The organism is Mycolicibacterium houstonense, assembly GCF_900078665.2.
Lineage (GTDB): Bacteria > Actinomycetota > Actinomycetes > Mycobacteriales > Mycobacteriaceae > Mycobacterium > Mycobacterium houstonense.
Genome location: NZ_LT546207.1, coordinates 5,087,855 through 5,107,597 on the forward strand (window position 1 = coordinate 5,087,855; position 19,743 = coordinate 5,107,597).

General features: G+C 68.1%; 18 protein-coding genes and 3 pseudogenes. 16 read left to right on the top strand and 5 right to left on the bottom strand.

Going from position 1 to position 19,743, the window contains the following annotated elements; genetic code table 11:
- Positions 1 to 4 precede the first annotated feature (4 nt).
- Positions 5 to 1,312 (bottom strand): type III glutamate--ammonia ligase, encoded by a 1,308-nt coding sequence (gene glnT / locus BN4332_RS25590; RefSeq protein WP_066902257.1) that lies wholly within the window; start codon positions 1,310 to 1,312, stop codon positions 5 to 7.
- Between the two features lie 133 nt (positions 1,313 to 1,445).
- Positions 1,446 to 2,699 carry an ammonium transporter gene (locus tag BN4332_RS25595; protein WP_066902285.1) on the bottom strand — a complete coding sequence of 418 codons (1,254 nt, stop codon included), beginning with the start codon at positions 2,697 to 2,699 and terminating at the stop codon, positions 1,446 to 1,448.
- A gap of 188 nt (positions 2,700 to 2,887) precedes the next feature.
- On the opposite strand from BN4332_RS25595, the gene BN4332_RS25600 reads away from it, so the two are divergent.
- Genes BN4332_RS25600 through BN4332_RS25610 form a run of 3 tightly spaced genes read left to right on the top strand, consistent with a single transcriptional unit; the run spans position 2,888 to position 5,702 of the window.
- A complete protein-coding gene (locus BN4332_RS25600; protein WP_066902258.1) occupies positions 2,888 to 4,207 on the top strand; it encodes a cytosine permease in 1,320 nt (439 codons plus the stop codon).
- Positions 4,204 to 4,890, top strand: coding sequence for a biuret amidohydrolase (biuH, locus tag BN4332_RS25605; RefSeq protein ID WP_066902259.1), 687 nt, complete (start codon positions 4,204 to 4,206; stop codon positions 4,888 to 4,890). The genes BN4332_RS25600 and biuH overlap by 4 nt, the downstream gene beginning before the upstream one ends.
- Complete coding sequence (locus BN4332_RS25610) at positions 4,887 to 5,702, top strand: GntR family transcriptional regulator (protein WP_084459405.1); 816 nt, start codon at positions 4,887 to 4,889, stop codon at positions 5,700 to 5,702. The genes biuH and BN4332_RS25610 overlap by 4 nt, the downstream gene beginning before the upstream one ends.
- Here BN4332_RS25610 and BN4332_RS25615 read toward each other — a convergent pair.
- Together BN4332_RS25615 and BN4332_RS25620 are read right to left on the bottom strand one after the other, a co-directional pair.
- Entirely contained in the window at positions 5,597 to 6,487 is an 891-nt protein-coding gene (locus tag BN4332_RS25615) for a UTP--glucose-1-phosphate uridylyltransferase (RefSeq protein ID WP_435405180.1), read from the bottom strand. The genes BN4332_RS25610 and BN4332_RS25615 overlap by 106 nt on opposite strands.
- Before the next feature lie 71 nt (positions 6,488 to 6,558).
- Positions 6,559 to 7,158 carry a nitroreductase family protein gene (locus BN4332_RS25620; protein ID WP_066902261.1) on the bottom strand — a complete coding sequence of 200 codons (600 nt, stop codon included), beginning with the start codon at positions 7,156 to 7,158 and terminating at the stop codon, positions 6,559 to 6,561.
- Between the two features lie 86 nt (positions 7,159 to 7,244).
- Here BN4332_RS25620 and BN4332_RS25625 point away from each other — a divergent pair, with 86 nt between their 5' ends.
- The 12 genes and pseudogenes from BN4332_RS25625 to egtE all read left to right on the top strand — a co-directional run bounded on the left by BN4332_RS25625 (position 7,245) and on the right by egtE (position 18,607).
- Complete coding sequence (locus BN4332_RS25625) at positions 7,245 to 8,510, top strand: aspartate kinase (RefSeq protein WP_066902262.1); 1,266 nt, start codon at positions 7,245 to 7,247, stop codon at positions 8,508 to 8,510.
- Between the two features lies 1 nt (position 8,511).
- Complete coding sequence (locus tag BN4332_RS25630) at positions 8,512 to 9,546, top strand: aspartate-semialdehyde dehydrogenase (RefSeq protein ID WP_066902263.1); 1,035 nt, start codon at positions 8,512 to 8,514, stop codon at positions 9,544 to 9,546.
- 55 nt (positions 9,547 to 9,601) lie between these two features.
- Positions 9,602 to 10,678 (top strand): DUF4185 domain-containing protein, encoded by a 1,077-nt coding sequence (locus BN4332_RS25635; RefSeq protein WP_235654310.1) that lies wholly within the window; start codon positions 9,602 to 9,604, stop codon positions 10,676 to 10,678.
- Positions 10,679 to 10,752: 74 nt separating this feature from the next.
- Positions 10,753 to 11,187, top strand: coding sequence for a hypothetical protein (locus BN4332_RS25640; RefSeq protein WP_066902265.1), 435 nt, complete (start codon positions 10,753 to 10,755; stop codon positions 11,185 to 11,187).
- Between the two features lie 50 nt (positions 11,188 to 11,237).
- Positions 11,238 to 11,675, top strand: a complete 438-nt coding sequence (locus tag BN4332_RS25645; protein WP_066902266.1) for a Fur family transcriptional regulator — start codon at positions 11,238 to 11,240, stop codon at positions 11,673 to 11,675.
- A gap of 256 nt (positions 11,676 to 11,931) precedes the next feature.
- A pseudogene (locus BN4332_RS25655) lies at positions 11,932 to 12,243 on the top strand (ergothioneine biosynthesis glutamate--cysteine ligase EgtA); the annotation flags it as partial.
- A pseudogene (locus tag BN4332_RS25660) lies at positions 12,240 to 13,271 on the top strand (SUMF1/EgtB/PvdO family nonheme iron enzyme); the annotation flags it as partial. The pseudogenes BN4332_RS25655 and BN4332_RS25660, both read left to right, overlap by 4 nt.
- A 358-nt stretch (positions 13,272 to 13,629) precedes the next feature.
- Positions 13,630 to 14,271 (top strand): sensor domain-containing protein, encoded by a 642-nt coding sequence (locus tag BN4332_RS25670; RefSeq protein WP_200820351.1) that lies wholly within the window; start codon positions 13,630 to 13,632, stop codon positions 14,269 to 14,271.
- A 130-nt stretch (positions 14,272 to 14,401) separates the two neighbouring features.
- A pseudogene (locus BN4332_RS34645) lies at positions 14,402 to 15,838 on the top strand (glutamate-cysteine ligase family protein); the annotation flags it as partial.
- Positions 15,838 to 16,533, top strand: a complete 696-nt coding sequence (gene egtC, locus BN4332_RS25680; protein WP_066902269.1) for an ergothioneine biosynthesis protein EgtC — start codon at positions 15,838 to 15,840, stop codon at positions 16,531 to 16,533. The pseudogene BN4332_RS34645 and the gene egtC, both read left to right, overlap by 1 nt.
- Positions 16,530 to 17,495 carry an L-histidine N(alpha)-methyltransferase gene (egtD, locus tag BN4332_RS25685; RefSeq protein ID WP_066902270.1) on the top strand — a complete coding sequence of 322 codons (966 nt, stop codon included), beginning with the start codon at positions 16,530 to 16,532 and terminating at the stop codon, positions 17,493 to 17,495. The genes egtC and egtD overlap by 4 nt, the downstream gene beginning before the upstream one ends.
- A complete protein-coding gene (gene egtE, locus BN4332_RS25690; RefSeq protein WP_066902271.1) occupies positions 17,492 to 18,607 on the top strand; it encodes an ergothioneine biosynthesis PLP-dependent enzyme EgtE in 1,116 nt (371 codons plus the stop codon). The genes egtD and egtE overlap by 4 nt, the downstream gene beginning before the upstream one ends.
- On the opposite strand, the gene BN4332_RS25695 is transcribed toward egtE, so the two are convergent.
- The gene (locus BN4332_RS25695) at positions 18,604 to 19,155 is read right to left on the bottom strand and encodes a TetR/AcrR family transcriptional regulator (RefSeq protein WP_066902286.1); all 552 of its coding nucleotides are present in this window, start codon (positions 19,153 to 19,155) and stop codon (positions 18,604 to 18,606) included. The two genes, egtE and BN4332_RS25695, sit on opposite strands and share 4 nt — an antisense overlap.
- A gap of 93 nt (positions 19,156 to 19,248) precedes the next feature.
- Between BN4332_RS25695 and BN4332_RS25700 the strand changes: the two genes are divergently transcribed.
- The gene (locus BN4332_RS25700) at positions 19,249 to 19,722 is read left to right on the top strand and encodes a nuclear transport factor 2 family protein (RefSeq protein ID WP_066902272.1); all 474 of its coding nucleotides are present in this window, start codon (positions 19,249 to 19,251) and stop codon (positions 19,720 to 19,722) included.
- Positions 19,723 to 19,743 lie beyond the last annotated feature (21 nt).

The window sequence follows — 19,743 nt, forward strand, 5'->3', positions numbered from 1 at the left end:
CCTCTCAGAACGCCGTCAGGTATCGGTCGACCTCCCACGGCGTGACGGTGCCGTGGTAGTCGAAGAACTCGGCGCGTTTCACGTCGGCGAAGTAGGCGGCGACGCCGTCGCCGGCGACATCGAGCACGCCGGTGACGACCGGGTCGGCCTCGAGTGACTCGACGGCATGCAGCAGCGTGGGCGGCAGTGCCGCCGGGCCCTGGGCTCCCACCGCGCCGGGATCGAGGCTGCGCTTGACCCCGTCGAGGCCGGCCCCCAGCGCCGCGGCGATCGCCAGATAGGGGTTGGCCGAGCCGTCACCGCCGCGCAATTCGATGCGTTGGCTGTCGGGCACCCGGATGTAGTGGGTGCGGTCGTTGCCGCCATAGCTCGGCTTGCGCGGTGCCCACGACGCCCCCGACGCGGTCGAGGTGGCGCCGGTGCGCTTGTAGGAGTTGACCGTCGGCGCGACGACGGACTGCAGCGCGCAGGCATGGTCGAGGATGCCCCCGATGAATCCGTAGGCCGTCTCGGACAGGCCGAGACCGCGGTCATCGTCGCCGGCGGTCGGGAACACCGGATTTCCGCCGCTGGTCAGCGACATGTGCAGGTGTAGGCCGCTGCCGGTGCGGTCGGAGAAGGGCTTGGGCATGAAGGTGGCCACCATGTCGCGTTCGGCGGCGATCATCGACAACAGGTAGCGCAGCGTGATCACCCGGTCGGCGGTGGTCAGGGCGTCGGAGAACTCGAAGTTCTGCTCGAACTGACCGTTGCCGTCCTCGTGGTCGTTGGCGTAGTTGGACCAGCCCAGCGCATTCATGGCCGTCGAGATCGCGGTGAGGTGGTCATACATCCGGGTGACCCCACGCGCGTCGTAGCACGGTTGGGCGGCGGTGTCCGCCGCGTCGGCGGTGGCCAGGGCACCATCGGCGTCGCGCCGAAGCAGAAAGTACTCGACCTCGGCGCCGACCCAGGGTTCGAACCCCGCGTCGGCGGCCCGCTGGATCAGACCCTTCAGGATCACCCGCGGCGCGTACGGCCACGGCCGGCCTTCGACGTGCGGATCGCAGTGCACCAGCGCCAGACCCTCCTTGATGAAAGGGACCGGGGTGAACGAGGCCGGGTCGGGGATGGCCATCAGGTCGGGGTCCTTGGGCTCCTGGCCCATCGCACCGACGGCGTAGCCGGCGAAGCCCACCCCGTCGCTGGCCAACAGATCGACGGATTGGACGGGAACCAGCTTGGCGCAAGGCTTTCCGCGCAGGTCTACGAACAGCGCGAGGATGAACCTGGTGCCGGATTGTTCGGCGAGGGTGGCGAGATCGGAGGGCATGTCACCAGCACTTTCGTCTCTTGTTGGGAATCAATGTATCACAGTAGGAAACTTTGGCGAGCCGAGTAATCCCCGGTCACCGGCTGCCGCGGGAGCGGGCCACGGCAGCCGGGCCGGGGAATTATCTTCTCTGTCAGGCGAATTCGAGCTCGTAAGCCGAATCCCGATGGAACGTCGAGTCGATACCCTTCTCCTCCTCTTCTGGGGAGATCCGGATACCCATCGTCTTCTTGATCACGTAGGCGATGGCGAACGCGACCGCGAACGAATAGAGCATCACCGCGCCTGCCGCGACGGCCTGCCGCCACAGCTGGTCGATGCCGCCGCCGTAGAACAGGCCGTTGGTGGCGTTCGGCATGCCTTCGCTGGCGAAGAAGCCGACGAGCAGGGTGCCGACGACGCCGCCGACGAGGTGCACGCCGACCACGTCGAGTGAGTCGTCATAGCCGAGCTTCTCCTTGAAGCCCACGGCGTAGACGCAGATCGCCCCGGCGATGCCACCGACGAAGATCGCGCCGACCGGCGTGACCGCGCCGCAGGCCGGGGTGATGGCGACCAGGCCTGCGATCGCACCCGATGCCGCGCCGACCCCGGTGACGTGGCCGGTCTTGTACTTCTCGACGGCCAGCCAGGCCAGCACCGCCGCGCAGGTGGCGACGAACGTGGTGACCATGACGATGGCCGCGGAATTTCCAGCGGCCAGGGCGGATCCGCCGTTGAAGGCATACCAGCCGGCCCACAGCATGCCTGCACCCAGCAGGGTCAACGGCACGTTGTGCGGCTTGCGCAGCTGGCCGAACATGGCCGATTTGCCCAACACGATGGCGACGGCCAGCGCCGCGGCCCCGGCGTTGATGTGCACCGCGGTGCCGCCGGCGAAGTCGATGGCGTGCAGTTTGTTGGCGATCCAGCCGCCCACCGAGTTCTCGGTGACCACGCCGTCGAAGGCGAACACCCAATGCGCGACGGGGAAATACACCAGCACCGCCCAGACGGCGGCGAAGACCATCCAGGCGCCGAACTTCATCCGGTCGGCGACCGCGCCGGAGATCAGCGCCACGGTGATGGCCGCGAACAGGGCCTGGAATATGGAGAACAAACTGATCGGCAGCCCGGCCACCGTGGTCATCGGCTCCATCAGGTCTTTCATGCCGGCGAATTCGGTGATGCTGCCGAGGAATCCGCCGTACGACGTACCGAAGACCATCGAGAATCCGAACAGTACCCAGAGCAGGCCGACCACGGCGACCGCCCCGAAGGTCATCATCATCATGTTGGTCGAGCTCTTGACCGAGACCATGCCGCCGTAGAACAGGGCAAGACCGGGGATCATCAGCGTGAGGCCGATGATGCAACACAGCATGAACGCCGTGGTTCCTGTATCCATCAACATCTCCTGGGGGTGGCGGCCCGGGCGGGCCGATCACTGGGAGTTGACGTCGTTTCTGTTACGTGGATCCGCTTGTTGTGTTGCATTGCGGTAAACCTCACCGCAGCGGGTCGGTGAGGACCCTGTTACCGAACCTTCACGGGCAGAAACGCCGGAGAAATCCGTATACCGGACGGTATACAGCCATGGATACAGCCTCTGCCGAACAGCATTCGGCCCTCGGCCCCGCGCTCGAGGATGAGTACGAGAACGAACCGGTCCCGGCGTCCGCGCGCAAGTCACTGTTCTCGGTGTCGGCGGTGTGGGTCGGCTTCCCGATGATCATGACCTCGGCGGTGTTCGCCGGGATCGTGGTCTACAACCTGGGCTTCGTCGCCGGGATGGCGGCCATCCTGGTCGGCGATCTCATCCTGATGGCCTACGTCGGCACCCTGAGCTACCTCGCCGGCCGGTCAGGCAAGAACTTCGCGCTGACCGCGGCAGACACCTTCGGCACCAAGGGTTTCCGTATCGTGTCCGCATTCCTCTCGGCACTGGTCATCGGCTGGTTCGCCTTCCAAACCGGAATGGTGGGATCCACGCTCAACCTCTCCATGGGCTGGAGCGCGCCATGGATCACCCTGCTGGCCGGTGTGTTGTTCGTGGCCCTGACCTTCGTCGGGATCCGGGCGATCTCGTGGATCGGGGTAGTGGCCTCGGCGCTGTTCATTCCGCTCGGAGCGGTGGCCGTGGTGCTGGCGGCGGCGCAGGACGGGCTGGGGTCGGCACTGACCTACGGCGGCGAGGCCGGCGTGCACGCCTTCGGATTCGGTGTCGCCGTGACCATGGTCTTCGCCTGCTTCGCCGATTCGGGCACCATGACGGCCGATTTCACCCGGTGGGCGCGCAACGGCAGGGAAGGTGCGCTGGCCGCCTTCGCTGCGTTTCCGGTGGCCTATCTGATCGCGCAGATGGCGGGCGCGCTCGTCGTCGCACTCGGCGCGGCCGCAGCCCCGGGCGCGGCCGGCGGGGATTTCCTGCATGTGCTGGTCGGGGGCGGCGGCATCCTGGTTCCGCTGGCGATCGTGTTCGTCTTCGTCAATCTCGGCAGCGTGTGTGCGCACTGCCTCTACAACGGCGCCGTCGGGTTCGGCAACATCACCGGAAAAACCATGCGCCAGTTGACGATCGTGCTTGGCGTCGTCGGAACCATCGCCGCCGTCGCGGGAATCTGGTCGCACTTCGCCACCTGGCTCAACATCCTCGGGGTGCTGGTGCCGCCCATCGGGATCGTGCTCATCCTCGACCAGCTGGTGTTCGCCCACCGTCGCGGCACTGCGGTGCTGGCGTGGAAACCGTTCGCCGCGTGGGCAATCGGTGCCGGGGGAGCGTTGTTGGCGCACTTCTACGCGCCACAGCTGTCCGACGCCGTGGTGGCGATGGTGGTCGGCGGTCTCGCGTTCACCGCACTGACCTACCTACCGGCCCGGGCCGCTCAGCCCGCCCTGGCGGGGGAGGCCGGATGATCATGATCCCGGCCAATCCGTATGCCTGGCCCTACGACGGTGACATCCCCCGTGACCGAACCGCGCTGATCAACATCGACTGGCAGGTCGACTTCTGCGGCCGCGGCGGATACGTCGACACCATGGGTTACGACCTGTCGCTGGTGCGCACCCCGCTGGGGCCCGCGCAGGACGTGCTGGCCGCCGCCCGCGCGGCCGGGCTGTTCGTCATCCACACTCGCGAAGGTCACCGCCCCGACCTGTCCGACCTGCCCGCCAACAAGCGCTGGCGCTCGGCCCGCATCGGTGCCGAGATCGGGTCGGCCGGGCCGTGCGGGCGGATCCTGACCCGAGGCGAACCGGGCTGGCAGCTGGTTCCCGAGATGGCCGCCCTGCCAGGCGAACCCGTGATCGACAAGCCCGGCAAGGGCAGCTTCTACGCCACCGATCTCGACCTGGTGTTACGCCGCAACGGCATCAGCCATCTCATCTTCACCGGGATCACCACCGACGTGTGCGTGCACACCACCATGCGCGACGCCAACGACCGCGGGTACGAGTGCCTGGTCGTCTCCGATGCCACTGGCGCGACTGACTACGCCAATCATGTTGCGGCGCTGAACATGATCACCATGCAGGGTGGGGTGTTCGGGGCGCACGCGCCGAGCACCGACGTGGTGGCCGCGCTGAAGGAGCTGCGATGAGCACCGCCCGGGTCGGGCAACCGGTATCCCTGCGGGACCGGGTCTATCTCGACCTCGGCCGTAAACTCATGGTCGGCGAGATCGATGACCGGACCCGCCTCGTCGAGTCGCAGTGGTGCGAGGAGCTCAACGTCAGCCGGACACCGCTGCGCGAGGCCCTGGTGCGGCTACACGCCGACGGCATGCTCGAACGCCGGTCCGACGGATACTACCCGGTGGCCCTCGACATCGCCGGCGTGCGCGACCTCTACGAACTGCGCATCACCATCGAGTTGCGCGGCATCGCCCGCATCCTGGAAACCGATCAACTGCACTACGACAAGGAGCGGCTGGCTGCGGTGCGTGCGCAATGGGCCGCGCTGCAGGCCTGCCCACCGCCGGCCGAGGCGGACATGGTGTTGCTCGACGAGTCGTTCCACATCGCACTGTGCACCGCGTCGGGCAACGCGGCCATGGTGAACGCCCTCGACAACGTCAATCGGCGGATCCGGCTGATCAGAATGTACGACTTCGTCACCGAGGAGCGGGTGGCCGCCACCATCACCGAGCACCTGCAGATCGTCGACCTGCTGCTCGACGACGAGCTCGACGCGGGCCGCACTGCCCTGCACGAGCATGTCGGCGCCAGCTTCGAGGTGGTCGAACGGCGTGCCTTGCGGGCACTGAGCGCCCGGGCGTTCGGTTACTCGTCGTCGGCGCCGGTTCCCTACGAAAGCGAGGGCGGCAGCGGGTCCGGATCGTCGGCCAACTGCCGCAGCGCGGGTCCGTATTCGGGGTGGGCCAATGCGAAGGCGAACTGCGCGACCAGGTAGTCGGCCGGGTTGCCGGTGTCATACCAGCGGCCATGTATGACCTGCCCGTACACGGGATGGCTCCCGGCATATGCGTTGATCGCGTCGGTCAGGTAGATCTCGCCGGGCTCCGGCTGTTCGTACCACCGTGACGTCAGTTCGCGAAGTTCGTCGACGATGCCCGGTGTGATGACGTAGCCGCCGATTGCGGCGTACCCAGAGCGAGCCTCTTGTGGCTGCGGTTTCTCGACGATCCCGCTGATCCGCAGCAGTCCCCCGTCCAGGTTCTCTTCGACGATCGGTACGCCGTACCGGCGCGAGTTCTCGGGAGCCATCGGCATAAGGGCCAGAACCGGGGACGACGTCTGTTCGTAGGCGCTGATCAGTTGCTGAGCGCGCGGTACCTCCGCGACGAAGACGTCGTCGGGCCAGAGCACCAGAACCGGCTCGTCGCCGAACGACCGAGAGGCGTTGAGTACAGGGGTGCCGTTGCCGTATGGACCGTGCTGATGGAGATAGGTGATGTGGCCCCGTGCGGAGAGCTCGCCGACTTCTTCGACCGCGTCTGCGTAAGCGGTCTTGCCGTCCGCCCGCAATTGGTCGACGAGCGTCGTATTCGGGCGAAAGTGCTCCTCTATCAAGTTTTTTCCACCAGAAACGACGATCGTGATGTCGGTGATTCCAGAATCGACCAGCTCGTGCACCGTATGTTCGATGACAGGCTTGTCGCCGACCGGCAGCATCTCTTTGGGTATGGCCTTGGTTAGCGGCAGGAGACGCGAACCGATCCCGGCGGCGGGAATCACCGCTTTGCGGATGGCCTGGTGTGCCATGTGTTCCTCCCACCTTGCTCCATCGAAAGTATCGGGTGAGCCCGTCAGCTGAACGGAATTCCCCAACGCTCACGGAATGCGATCTGCTCGAGCGGTAGCCGTTCGCGCGGCCGGCTGTCGCGTTCGACGATCGCCTCGTCGACGTGCGAGTAGTCCCCGAGCGTGCCGACCGCGATGACGGCGAGCGGCCGCACCCCGTCCGGGATGCCGAACGCGGCCCGCGCGCCCTCGACGTCGAACCCGGCCATCGGATGGACGACGAGTCCGCGGGACACCGCCTCGACGGTCAGCTGTGCGATCGCCGCCCCGGCGTCGACCGCCGAGTACAAGGCAGTCCGCTCGTCCTCACCCTCGTCCGCGCACACCAGGATCAGCGCCGCGGCGGCTTGCGCGTAGCTGTTGCCCCGCTTGAGCAGGCCGGCGAGTGTGGTGAATGTCTCGTCCCCGCGAGTGCCCACCACGAACCGCACCGGCTGTCGGTGCCCCCAGCTGGCCGCCCAGCGCGCCGCCTCCAACACCGCGGTGAGCTGGTCAGCGGTGATGACGGCGTCGGGATCGAAGGCCCGGGGGCTCCATCGGGCCGCGAGATCGGGATGGATCGGCACACTTGTGGCGGCCGACCGACCGCTCGGCGTGTCTGGCACGTCAGCCAAGCTACCGGCGGGGAAAATCGCGTGCGCGTCTCCCTTATCCTGTGTGGGACTCATTCCCGAGCTCGAAGGGTTAGATAGTGGCGCTCGTCGTACAGAAGTACGGCGGATCCTCGGTATCGGATGCCGACCGGATCCGTCGGGTGGCCGAGCGAATCGTCGAGACGAAGAAGGCCGGCAACGACGTCGTCGTGGTGGTCTCCGCGATGGGTGATACCACCGACGACCTGCTGGATCTGGCCCAACAGGTGTCCCCGGCCCCGCCCGCGCGTGAGATGGACATGCTGCTGACCGCCGGTGAGCGCATCTCCAACGCGCTGGTCGCCATGGCCATCGAGTCGCTCGGCGCGCAGGCCCGCTCGTTCACCGGATCGCAGGCCGGCATCGTCACCACCGGCACCCACGGCAACGCCAAGATCATCGACGTCACCCCCGGTCGCCTGCGCGACGCGCTGGACGAGGGCGTCATCGTGCTGGTCGCCGGTTTCCAGGGCGTCAGCCAGGACAGCAAGGACGTCACCACCATGGGCCGCGGCGGCTCGGACACCACCGCCGTCGCGCTGGCCGCCGCGCTGAAGGCCGACGTCTGCGAGATCTACACCGACGTCGACGGCATCTTCACCGCCGACCCGCGCATCGTGCCCAATGCCCGCCACCTCGACACCGTCTCCTTCGAGGAGATGCTCGAGATGGCCGCGTGCGGCGCCAAGGTGCTGATGCTGCGCTGCGTGGAATACGCCCGCCGGTACAACGTTCCGATTCACGTCCGCTCGTCGTACTCGGACAAGCCCGGCACCATCGTCAAAGGATCGATCGAGGACATCCCCATGGAAGACGCCCTTCTCACCGGAGTAGCCCACGACCGCGGGGAGGCCAAGGTCACCGTCGTCGGGGTGCCCGACGTACCCGGCTACGCCGCGCGGGTGTTCCGCGCCGTCGCCGACGCCGACGTCAACATCGACATGGTGCTGCAGAACATCTCCAAGGTCGAAGACGGCAAGACCGACATCACGTTCACCTGCCCGATGGACAACGGCCCGAGCGCGGTGCAGAAGCTGACCTCGCTGCAGGATGAGATCGGCTTCAGCCAGGTGCTCTACGACGACCACATCGGCAAGGTTTCGCTGGTCGGTGCGGGTATGCGCAGCCATCCCGGCGTCACGGCCAAGTTCTGCGAGGCGCTCGCCGAGGTGGGCGTCAACATCGACCTGATCTCGACCTCCGAGATCCGGATCTCGGTCCTGGTGAAGGACACCGATCTGGACACCGCGGTCGCCGCGCTGCACGACGCCTTCGACCTCGGTAGCGACGACGAGGCCGTGGTCTACGGCGGAACGGGGCGCTGAGATGGTTTCGATCGGTGTAGTCGGCGCGACCGGGCAGGTCGGCCAGGTCATGCGCACCCTGCTCGAGGAGCGGAACTTCCCCGCGAGCTCGGTCCGGTTCTTCGCCTCGGCCCGCTCCGAGGGCAAGAAGCTGACGTTCCGCGGCCAGGAGATCGAGGTCGAGAACAGCGAGACCGCCGACCCGTCCGGTCTGGACATCGCGCTGTTCTCCGCCGGTGCCACGATGTCGCGCGTGCAGGCCCCGCGGTTCGCCGCGGCCGGTGCCGTCGTCGTCGACAACTCGTCGGCCTGGCGCAAGGACCCCGAGGTGCCGCTGGTGGTGTCCGAGGTGAACTTCAAGCGCGACGCGGGCACGCGGCCCAAGGGCATCATCGCCAACCCCAACTGCACCACGATGGCCGCGATGCCGGTGCTGCGGCCGCTGCACGAGGAAGCCGGGCTGACCCGGCTGATCGTGTCGAGCTATCAGGCGGTGTCGGGCAGCGGGCTGGCCGGTGTCGAGGAGCTCGCATCGCAGACCCGCGCCGTGGTGGACGGCGCCGAGGCGCTGGTGCACAACGGCTCGGCGGTGGATTTCCCCGCGCCGGTCAAGTACGTCGCGCCCATCGCGTTCAACGTGGTTCCGCTCGCCGGCGCACTCGTTGATGACGGCTCCGGCGAGACCGACGAGGACCAGAAGCTGCGCAACGAGAGCCGCAAGATCCTGGGCATCCCGGATCTCGCGGTGAGCGGCACCTGCGTGCGGGTTCCGGTGTTCACCGGACACTCGCTGTCGATCAATGCCGAGTTCGCCCAACCTCTTTCGGTTGAGCGCGCCACCGAACTGCTGGCCGGTGCGCCCGGCGTGAAGCTGGTCGACGTGCCGACCCCGCTGGCCGCGGCCGGAGTCGACGAGTCCCTGGTGGGCCGTATCCGGCAGGATCCGGGTGTGCCGGACGGGCGTGGCCTGGCCTTGTTCGTATCCGGCGACAACCTGCGGAAGGGTGCCGCGCTGAACACCATCCAGATCGCCGAACTGCTGGCCGCCGAGCTCTGATCCGCGGGTGAGCCCAGCCCGCAGGTTCGCCGGTGCCGCGGTGCTCGCCGTGGCGGTGTGGCAGTCACCGTCCGCCCACGCCGAGCCGTGGTTTCCCGACCCGGTGCTGCCCCCACTGGCCCCCGGCCAGGTGTTGCGCGTCGGACCGAGCGCCGGAACCGGCACTCCCACCGCTGATTACGGGATCGGCGCCACCGACCTGTGTGAGTTCATGGAGTTTCCCAGCCGGGTGCTCCAGGTCTGCGGCGACAGCTTCGCCGGACAGGCCGTGGGCTTCGGTGGCTGGTATTCGCCGGTGGCGCTTCATGTCGACGCCGATTCGATCGACGATCCGGCCGGGGTGCGCTACCGGGGCGTGAGCGGAGTGGACAAGCCACTGCTGGCCGACTCGGCACCGCCAGGGTCCTCCCAGTTGCCTGCCGGCGTGGTGTCCATCAACCGCGAGAACTACATGATGATCACCACCACGTACAACCTCAAACCGCACAGTTCCCGCCTGGTGAAAGCCGATGCGGCCAAGCCGAATTGGCCGACGGTGCCGGGTTCGGTGCGGGACGCCGAGTATCTGGGCGGCGCCCAGTCTCAGATCAGCGGTTACTACGACCCGATTCCGCAACCGGATTCGCCCAGCGGCTGGGTGTACATCCTGGCCAACAACTTCGATCGCAGCAGCCCGACGTTCCTGTACCGGGTCACCCCGCAGGCCTTCACCGACCGGGCCGCCTGGCAGGGCTGGTCGAACACTGCCGGGTGGGGCAAGCCGCCGACCCCGTTGTTCCCCGATCGTGTGGGGGAGGTGAGCATCCGGCAGATCGACGGCAAGTCGGTGCTGTCCTATTTCAATGCCAGCAACGGGAACATGGAGATGCGGGTCGCCGACGGCCCGACGGGTCTGGGCGAGGCGCCGGTCACCACGGTCGTATTCGCCAGCGCCTGGCCGGATCCCGTCGAATCGCTGCCGCCGCCGGAGGTCAATCAACTCGCCCAGCCCTACGGCGGCTACATCTCGCCGGGTTCCACGCTGGACAAGGTGCTGGTGTTCGTCAGTCAGTGGAACACCATGGCCCGCGGCGGAACCCCGTACCGAGTGATCCAGTTCGCGGTGAACCCGATCAAGCCGTGGGACCAGTGAGTCCCCGGCTCTTTCACAGCTGATTCATAGCCAATTCTTGATCAGCACCTCAGCAACGCTTCCATGCTCGTGGCATGACTGATACCTCGCCCGATCCCGCAACCCAGCCAGTGGTGGCAACCGAGCCCGCGCCCGTCGCACCGGTGGCGGCCCCGCCCGCCGAGAACAGGCCGAGCCGGCTCATGCAGGTGCTCGCCTGGGTGGGCATCATCTCCGGCATCGTGTTCATCACCGCCGTGGTCTTCGGCACCGGCTTCTTCCTCGGCGCCCACTCCGGCGGCGACGGACATCACCGCGGCGGTCACGATCGCGGCGGCATGTTGATGTTCCACCGCGGCGGCCCCCCGATGGGGCCCGGACACGGCATGATGCCGCCGTTCGGTCCCGGTGGACCCGGCGCATTCGGCCCGGGAGGCCCGGGTTGGGGTCCCGTCGGCCCCGACGGCCCCGGCAGCCGCCCGGAGCGCCCTGAGACCCCGTCGGCACCGGCACCGCCCGCGAGACCATAATCACAGCCCCGTTTTTTGGACTGACTCCAAAGAGCACGCATACTGGAGCCGTGACCACGGTGCATCCCCACGACCCCAAGGCCCTGTTGCGGGCCGCCGGGCTGCGTGTCACCGCACCGCGGGTCGCGGTTCTCCAGGCGCTCGCCGACCATCCGCACTCGACTGCAGACGACGTGGCCGGTCTGGCCCGCGAGAACCTCGGTGCGGTGTCCACCCAGGCGGTCTACGACGTACTACGGGCTTGCGTGAACGCGGGCCTGGTCCGTCGTATCGAACCGGCCGGCTCCTCGGCGCGCTACGAGACTCGCGCCGGCGACAATCACCACCACCTGGTCTGCCGGGTGTGCGGTGTGGTTGCCGACGTCGACTGCGCAGTGGGCGAGACGCCTTGCCTGGAACCCTCTGACCTGGCCGGCTTCGCGGTCGACGAGGCCGAGGTCGTGTTCTGGGGCATCTGCGCCGATTGCCAGGCGGCAACCGCCGGTTAGACCACTCTGCAGCCCAATGGACGCCCCGGCCACTTCCCCTTGGTGGCCGGGGCGCCTGGCTTTTCGGGCAAGCATTGGGTGGAGTACCCGGAATCGTGAGATTCTCGCTAACCATGACGCGCAATCGGCTCCTGATTGCCGCACTGCTCGCGGTGCCGGCGCTGGCCGCCGGCTGCAGCGTGGGTGACGCCGAACCCGAGCGTGGCGCGGCCATGGTCTTCGCGGTCGGCGATTGTGTGAGCGTCGCGGCCACNCCGTGGTCTTCACGCTCACCACCCTGCTCGACGATCCCGACGCGGCTGCGGTCGCCACCGAGGCCACCGCCCCGGTCGCCACGGCCTGGGATCGGGCGGCCCGGATCGGCCTCGGCGACCTGCGGCTACAGGAATCGGCGATCACGTGTGTATCGGCCGCCGCGGAGCGCGCACCGGCGGAGCTGGCGGAATCGATGGGGCTGTTGCTGCGTTCGGTCCAGGAGGGCCGCTGCCCGGCCGACGATTTCTCGGACTGGGTGGTGGGCCACGGAATCGCTTCTGCGGTCAGCCAACTGGTGAAAGGCGAGCTTTGACCTCACGAGAGACGTTGGCGCAGCAGCTCACCCGGGCGCGGGAGCGCACGCTGCGGCTGGTCGACTTCGACGACGCCGAGCTGCACCGCCAGTACAGCCCGCTGATGAGCCCGCTGGTCTGGGACCTCGCCCACATCGGTCAGCAGGAGGAGCTGTGGCTGTTGCGCGGCGGCGATCCGGACCGGCCCGGCATGCTCGCCCCCGACGTGGACCGGCTCTATGACGCATTCGTACATTCCCGCGCCAGCCGCGTGGACCTGCCATTGCTGCCGCCCACCGACGCCCGCAGCTATTGCGCGACGGTGCGGTCCCGCGCGCTGGATGCCCTCGACTCGCTCGACGCCGACGACTCTGCGTTCAACTTCGGGTTGATCGTCAGCCATGAGAATCAGCACGACGAGACCATGCTGCAGGCCCTGAATCTGCGGTCCGGGCCGCCGTTGCTCGATGCCGGCTCCGCCCTACCGGCCGGCCGGTCCGGCGTGGCAGGCACCTCGGTGCTGATCCCGGGCGGGCCGTTCCTGCTCGGGGTGGACGAACTGGCCGAACCGCATTCGCTCGACAACGAACGACCGGCACATCAGGTCGACGTGGCGCCCTTCTACATCGGCCGGGTGCCGGTCACCAACGCCGAGTGGCGTGAGTTCATCGACGACGGCGGCTATCAGCAGTCCCGGTGGTGGTCGTCGCGCGGCTGGGCATACCGCGAGGAAGCCGGCCTGTCCGCGCCCCAGTTCTGGGGGCCGGACGGCACCCGCACGCGGTTCGGCCACATCGAGACCATCCCGCCCGACGAACCGGTTCAGCACGTCACCTTCTTCGAGGCCGAGGCCTACGCTGCCTGGGCCGGGGCCCGGCTGCCCACCGAGGTCGAATGGGAGAAAGCCTGCGCGTGGGATCCGTCGGCCGGTGCCCGGCGCCGATTCCCCTGGGGCGCATCCGAACCCACCGACGCGCTGGCGAATCTGGGCGGCGAGGCCCGTCGGCCCGCTCCGGTGGGGGCCTACCCGGCGGGCGCGGCCGCCTATGGNACCCGAGCTACACCGTCGGGGCCATCGCCGACGGCACCGGGACGTGTCCGAGTGCCGAGTACCAACATCTGCCCGCCGACCTGGCCGACCCCTCGACCGCTCGCCTGTGCCTGGTGCCCAATCTGGTCGCGAACCACTGCTACGAGTTGGGCATGCCCGCGGGCATGGTGGAACTGGCCGACTGCGCCGCGCGCACGGACCGCGGACCGGGCGTGTTGGTTCAGGTGACGCAGCGGTTGGATGTGCGGGACAGGTCGGCCTGTCCCGCCGAAACCGGCCACCACGCCTGGCCGTACCCGTCGCCGGCGCGTACCTATTGCACCCGCACGGTCTACTGACTGGCATGATCGAGGGCATGCGTGCCCTGACTGTCGGTTTCGGGCTGGCCGGTCTCGCGCTGGCATTGGCTGCACCTGCTGGTGCGCGCCCCTCGGATCCTGGTGTGGTGTCCTATGCGGTCATGCCCAAGGGGTCGGTGGGCAACATCATCGGCGCCCCGATGGGGTGGGAATCTCAGTTCACCGTCCCGTTCCAGGGATTCTCGGTGGACAACCCGGTGTGCAACAACTGGGCCGACATCGGCCTGCCCGAGGTGTACAACGATCCGGACCTGGCTTCGTTCAACGGCGCCACCACCAAGACCGCGGCCGATGACGACAACCATTTCGTCAAACAGGCCATCGGGGTGTTCGCCACCCCCGATGCCGCTGACCGGGCGTTCCGCCGGGTGGTCGATCGCACCAACGGCTGCTCGGGTCAGACCACCGCCATGCATCTGGACAACTTCGTCAACGAGGTGTGGACGTTCACCGGCGGGGCCGCGAGCGACACCAACGCCGATTGGGTGAAACAGGAAGCCGGCACCGACCGCCGCTGTTTCAACACCACCCGCAAACGGGAAAACGTGCTGCTGCAAGCCAAGGTGTGCCAGTCCGGCAACGCGGGCCCAGCCGTGAACGTCCTCGCCGGCGCCATGCAGAACACGCTGGGGCAGTAGAACATGTCGGTCCGATCTGGATGATGGAACAGAACCGAGCCGTTTGATCCGGTGAGGACCGGGAGGGGTGGTTGCGTTGGCAGTACCCGTCAGGGCTGATGCAGCCCGGATAGCTCCCGTCGAATTCATCAGCGCCGAACACGCGGCGTCGTTCATCGAGGCCAACTGCCTGCACGATGGGCCGGTCGGCCAGGTGGGCCTGGAGATCGAGGCGCATTGCTTCGACCTCGCCGATCCGCTGCGGCGCCCCGGCTGGGACGAGCTCTCCGAGGCCATCGCCGCGGTGCCCACGCTGCCCGGTGGCAGCCGGATCACCGTCGAGCCCGGGGGCGCGGTCGAACTGTCCGGGCCGCCGGCCGCCGCGTCATCTGTGGCCATCGCCGCGCTGATGGCCGACCGGGAGGTGCTTCGGACGGAGTTCGGCCGTCGCGGTCTGGGGCTGGTGCTGCTCGGCGCCGATCCGGTGCGGCCGACGCAACGGATCAATCCGGGCCCGCGCTATCGGGCCATGGAGCAGTTCTTCGCGGCCAGCGGGACGGCCGCACCGGGCGCCGCGATGATGACCTCGACGGCATCGGTTCAGGTCAACCTGGACGCTGGCCCGCGTGACGGCTGGGCACAGCGGGTACGTCTGGCCCATGCGCTGGGGCCGACGATGATCGCCGTCACGGCCAATTCGCCGATGCTGGGCGGGCAGTTCACCGGCTGGAAGTCCTCCCGGCAGCGGGTCTGGGGGCAGTTGGATTCCGCACGCTGCGGGCCGGTGCTCGGCGCCGACGGTGACGATCCGGCCAGCGNGATCCCGGGCGGGCCGTTCCTGCTCGGGGTGGACGAACTGGCCGAACCGCATTCGCTCGACAACGAACGACCGGCACATCAGGTCGACGTGGCGCCCTTCTACATCGGCCGGGTGCCGGTCACCAACGCCGAGTGGCGTGAGTTCATCGACGACGGCGGCTATCAGCAGTCCCGGTGGTGGTCGTCGCGCGGCTGGGCATACCGCGAGGAAGCCGGCCTGTCCGCGCCCCAGTTCTGGGGGCCGGACGGCACCCGCACGCGGTTCGGCCACATCGAGACCATCCCGCCCGACGAACCGGTTCAGCACGTCACCTTCTTCGAGGCCGAGGCCTACGCTGCCTGGGCCGGGGCCCGGCTGCCCACCGAGGTCGAATGGGAGAAAGCCTGCGCGTGGGATCCGTCGGCCGGTGCCCGGCGCCGATTCCCCTGGGGCGCATCCGAACCCACCGACGCGCTGGCGAATCTGGGCGGCGAGGCCCGTCGGCCCGCTCCGGTGGGGGCCTACCCGGCGGGCGCGTCCGCCTATGGCGTCGAGCAGATGCTCGGCGACGTCTGGGAGTGGACCACCTCGCCGCTGCGGCCGTGGCCGGGCTTCACCCCGATGGTCTACGACCGCTACACCGAACCCTTCTTCGACGGCGACTACCGGGTGCTGCGGGGAGGGTCGTGGGCGGTGTCCGCCGACATTCTGCGTCCGAGCTTCCGCAACTGGGACCATCCGATCCGGCGCCAGATCTTCTCTGGTGTGCGTCTGGCCTGGGATGCATGATGTGCCGGCATCTGGGGTGGCTCGGGGCATCGCGTTCGGTGGCCTCGTTGATGCTGGATCCGCCGCAGGGGCTACTGGTGCAGTCCTATGCCCCGCGCCGGCAGAAGCACGGGCTGATGAACGCCGACGGTTGGGGCGCCGGGTTTTTCGACGGCGCCGGGGTGCCGCGTCGCTGGCGCAGTGACAAGCCATTGTGGGGCGATGCCTCGTTCGCCTCGGTGGCGCCGGTGCTGAGCAGTGGGTGTGTGGTCGCCGCCGTGCGCTCGGCCACCATCGGCATGCCCATCGAGCCATCGGCCTCGGCGCCGTTCACCGACGGCCGGTGGCTGTTGTCGCACAACGGGGTCGTGGACCGGGCCATCCTGCCGCTGACCGCGGCCGCCGAATCCGCGGTGGACAGCGCGGTGCTGGCCGCGATGATCTTCGCCCGGGGCATGGACGTGCTGGGCGACACCCTCGTCGAGGTGGCCTCGCTGGATCCCAACGCACGGTTGAACATCCTGGCCGCCAATGGTTCTCGCATGGTCGCCACCACGTGGGGCGACACCTTGTCGATGCTGCGGCAGCCGGACGGCGTCGTGCTCGCCAGCGAACCCTACGACGACGATCCCGGCTGGTCCGACATCCCGGACCGGCACCTGGTCACCGTGGCCGGCGCCGACGTCGAGCTCACCCCACTGAAAGGTTCGGTATGACGCTCACGCTGTCCAACTACCTGGCTGCCGACTCCGCGGCCACCGCGCTCCGCCGCGACGTACGTGACGGGCTGACCCAGTCGCCGAAAATGCTGCCGCCCAAGTGGTTCTACGATGCCGTCGGCAGTGATCTCTTCGACCAGATCACCCGGCTCCCCGAGTACTATCCGACCCGCACCGAAGCGCAGATCCTTCGCGACCGCTCGCCGGAGATCGTCGCGGCCGCCGGCGCCGACACCCTCGTCGAGCTCGGCAGCGGCACCTCGGAGAAGACCCGGATGCTGCTCGACGCGATGCGTGACACCGGCCAATTGCGCCGCTTCATCCCGTTCGACGTCGACGCCGGTGTGCTGCGCGCGGCCGGCGCCGCGATCGGCCAGGAGTATCCCGGTGTCGAGATCGATGCGGTATGTGGGGATTTCGAGGAGCACCTCGGCAAGATCCCGGCGGTCGGTCGGCGCCTGGTGGCCTTTCTCGGTTCGACGATCGGGAACCTGACGCCCGGGCCGCGGGCGGATTTCCTGGCGTCGCTGGCCGAGACCCTGCAGCCCGGTGACAGCCTGCTGCTGGGCACCGACCTGGTGAAGGACACCGACCGGTTGGTCCGCGCGTACGACGACAGCGCCGGCGTCACGGCCGCGTTCAACCGCAACGTGCTGTCCGTGGTGAATCGTGAGCTCGACGCCGATTTCGAGCTCGACGCCTTCGAGCATGTGGCCAAGTGGAATGCCGACGAGGAGCGCATCGAGATGTGGCTGCGGGCCGGTGCGCCGCAGCGGGTCAGGGTCGCCGCGTTGGACCTCGACGTCGAGTTCGCCGCCGGTGAGGAGATGCTGACCGAGGTGTCCTGTAAGTTCTGCGCCGACGGGGTGGCCGGCGAACTGGCGAAAGCCGGTCTGAGACAGACGCATTGGTGGACCGACGCCGCCGGCGACTTCGGCTTGTCGTTGGCGGTGAAATGAGCCTCGCGCAGCAGTGGGCGGACGCCCGCCCCAAAGTCGCCGGGCTGCACCTGGACAGCGGAGCGTGCTCCCGGCAGAGCCTCGCGGTGATCGATGCCGTCGCCGCACATGCTCGTCACGAGGCCGAGGTCGGTGGGTATGTGGCCGTCGAGGCGGCGGCGCCGGTGCTGGCCGCCGGGCGGGCGGCGGTGGCGGCGCTCACCGGGCTCGAGGCGTCCGACGTGGTGTACACATCAAGCTCCAATCATTCGTTGGATCTGCTGTTGGGCAGCTGGGCAGGGGAGCGCACTCTGGCCTGCCTGCCCGGTGAATTCGGGCCGAATCTGGCGGTCATGGCGGCCAACGGTTTTCAGGTACGGCCATTGCCGGCTGACGAGGCCGGCCGGGTGGTGATCGACGAGGCGGCGCGCATGCTGGCTGCCGATCCGCCGGCGCTGGTGCACTTCACGCCACTGGCCAGCCATCGCGGATTGGCGCAGCCGCTCGCCGAGATGGTCACGGTGTGCCGCGCGGCGGATGTCCCGATCGTGGTCGACGCCGCGCAGGGGTTCGGGCATCTCGACTGCCACGTTGGAGCCGACGCGATCTACTCGTCGTCGCGTAAATGGCTGGCCGGGCCGCGCGGGGTGGGCTTCCTGGCTGTGCGGCCCGAGCTGGTCGAGCGGTTGCAGCGACGTCTACCGCCGGCGGACTGGGACGTCCCGCTGACCGTGCTGCAGAGCTTCGAGCACGGTGAGCACAACGCGGCGATCCGCATTGGCTACTCGGTGGCCCTGGGCGAATACCTCGCTGCCGGGCCAGAACTCGTTCGTACTCGCCTGGCCGAGGTGGGCCGCACGGCGCGGCAGGTTTTGGCCGGGGTGCCGGGTTGGCGAGTCATGGAACCGGTGGACGAGCCCACCGCGATCACCACGCTGGAACCCACCGACGGTGCCGATCCGGCGGCGGTGCGGGCCTGGCTGATTGCCGAGCGCGGCATCGTCACCACCGCTTGTGAGGTGGCGCGTGCGCCGTTCGAGATGAGCAAGCCGGTGCTTCGGGTGTCGCCGCACGTCGACACCACGGCCGAGGACCTGGAGCAGTTCGCCGAGGTGCTGCGGGACGCGCCCTAACTTCGGATCAGTGCCAGTGCGGCGTCCCTGGCGTGGTGTGCGGTGTCAGGCGTACCGAAGATCGCCGAGGTGACGATCGCTCCCTCGGCGAGCAGCGCGATCTGCCGGGCCAGCTCAGCGGAACCTCCGGCGTCCTCGACCAAGCCGGTGAGGTAGTCATGGAATGCCTTCTTGTGGTGGCGGGCCTGATCGGCGACACCGGGTGAGATCGCCCCGAGTTCGCCGAATGAGTTGATGAAAGCGCAACCGCGGTAGCCGGGTTCGGAGAACCAGCCGTAGAGCCAGTCGAAGACCGCTTCGATCCGCTCATGCGGGTCGGCGCGGGTGTCCACATAGGTCTCGAGTGCCTGCTGCCACCGTGAATCACGTTGGCGCAGAAATTCGATGACAAGCTGGTCTTTCGAGGGAAACAACTGGTACAGCCGTTTGAGCGATACGCCGGAGGCGCTGCGTACGGCGTCCATGCCGACGGTTTGGATGCCTCGGCTGTAGAAGAGCTCCTCGGCCGCCGCGAGCACCTGGTCTCGTGCCGCTGTTTCGTCCAGCATGCTCACCTCCTTCTCCACCTTGCGCAGAGAACCAACGTTCTCTAGCGTAGCAGGTGTGGAGAACGATCGTTCTCCGGTTGAAAGGAGATCGAGATGTCCGACGGCAACCGCCCGCCGCTGCCCCCGTTCACGCGGGAGGCCGCAGTCGAGAAGGTCCGCCTCGCCGAGGATGGATGGAACACCCGGGACCCGCACAAGGTGGCGCTCGCGTACACCGCGGACTGCCGCTGGCGGAATCGCGCCGAGTTCGTGACGGGCCGGGCCGAGATCGTGGCGTTCTTGACGCGCAAGTGGGCCACCGAACTCGAATACCGCCTCATCAAAGAACTCTGGGCTCACGACGGCAACCGGATCGCCGTGCGCTTCGCGTACGAGCACCGCGACGATTCAGGAAACTGGTTCCGGTCCTACGGCAACGAGAACTGGGAGTTCGACGAGCACGGGCTGATGCGGACCCGCCATGCATCGATCAACACCGCCCCGATCGCCGAATCCGAGCGGAAGTTCTTCTGGCCGCTCGGTCGCCGGCCCGACGATCATCCGGGCCTGAGCGATTTCGGGTTCTGAGCCTCAGCCGGGTCGTGTGGT

Excerpts from the sequence above, each read along its gene's own strand:
- glnT (WP_066902257.1), bottom strand. The coding sequence starts at position 1,312 with ATGCCCTCCGATCTCGCCACCCTCGCCGAACAATCCGGCACCAGGTTC.
- BN4332_RS25595 (WP_066902285.1), bottom strand. The coding sequence starts at position 2,699 with ATGGATACAGGAACCACGGCGTTCATGCTGTGTTGCATCATCGGCCTC.
- BN4332_RS25600 (WP_066902258.1), top strand. The coding sequence starts at position 2,888 with ATGGATACAGCCTCTGCCGAACAGCATTCGGCCCTCGGCCCCGCGCTC.
- biuH (WP_066902259.1), top strand. The coding sequence starts at position 4,204 with ATGATCATGATCCCGGCCAATCCGTATGCCTGGCCCTACGACGGTGAC.
- BN4332_RS25610 (WP_084459405.1), top strand. The coding sequence starts at position 4,887 with ATGAGCACCGCCCGGGTCGGGCAACCGGTATCCCTGCGGGACCGGGTC.
- BN4332_RS25630 (WP_066902263.1), top strand. The coding sequence starts at position 8,512 with ATGGTTTCGATCGGTGTAGTCGGCGCGACCGGGCAGGTCGGCCAGGTC.
- BN4332_RS25640 (WP_066902265.1), top strand. The coding sequence starts at position 10,753 with ATGACTGATACCTCGCCCGATCCCGCAACCCAGCCAGTGGTGGCAACC.
- BN4332_RS25670 (WP_200820351.1), top strand. The coding sequence starts at position 13,630 with ATGCGTGCCCTGACTGTCGGTTTCGGGCTGGCCGGTCTCGCGCTGGCA.
- egtC (WP_066902269.1), top strand. The coding sequence starts at position 15,838 with ATGTGCCGGCATCTGGGGTGGCTCGGGGCATCGCGTTCGGTGGCCTCG.
- egtD (WP_066902270.1), top strand. The coding sequence starts at position 16,530 with ATGACGCTCACGCTGTCCAACTACCTGGCTGCCGACTCCGCGGCCACC.
- egtE (WP_066902271.1), top strand. The coding sequence starts at position 17,492 with ATGAGCCTCGCGCAGCAGTGGGCGGACGCCCGCCCCAAAGTCGCCGGG.
- BN4332_RS25695 (WP_066902286.1), bottom strand. The coding sequence starts at position 19,155 with ATGCTGGACGAAACAGCGGCACGAGACCAGGTGCTCGCGGCGGCCGAG.
- BN4332_RS25700 (WP_066902272.1), top strand. The coding sequence starts at position 19,249 with ATGTCCGACGGCAACCGCCCGCCGCTGCCCCCGTTCACGCGGGAGGCC.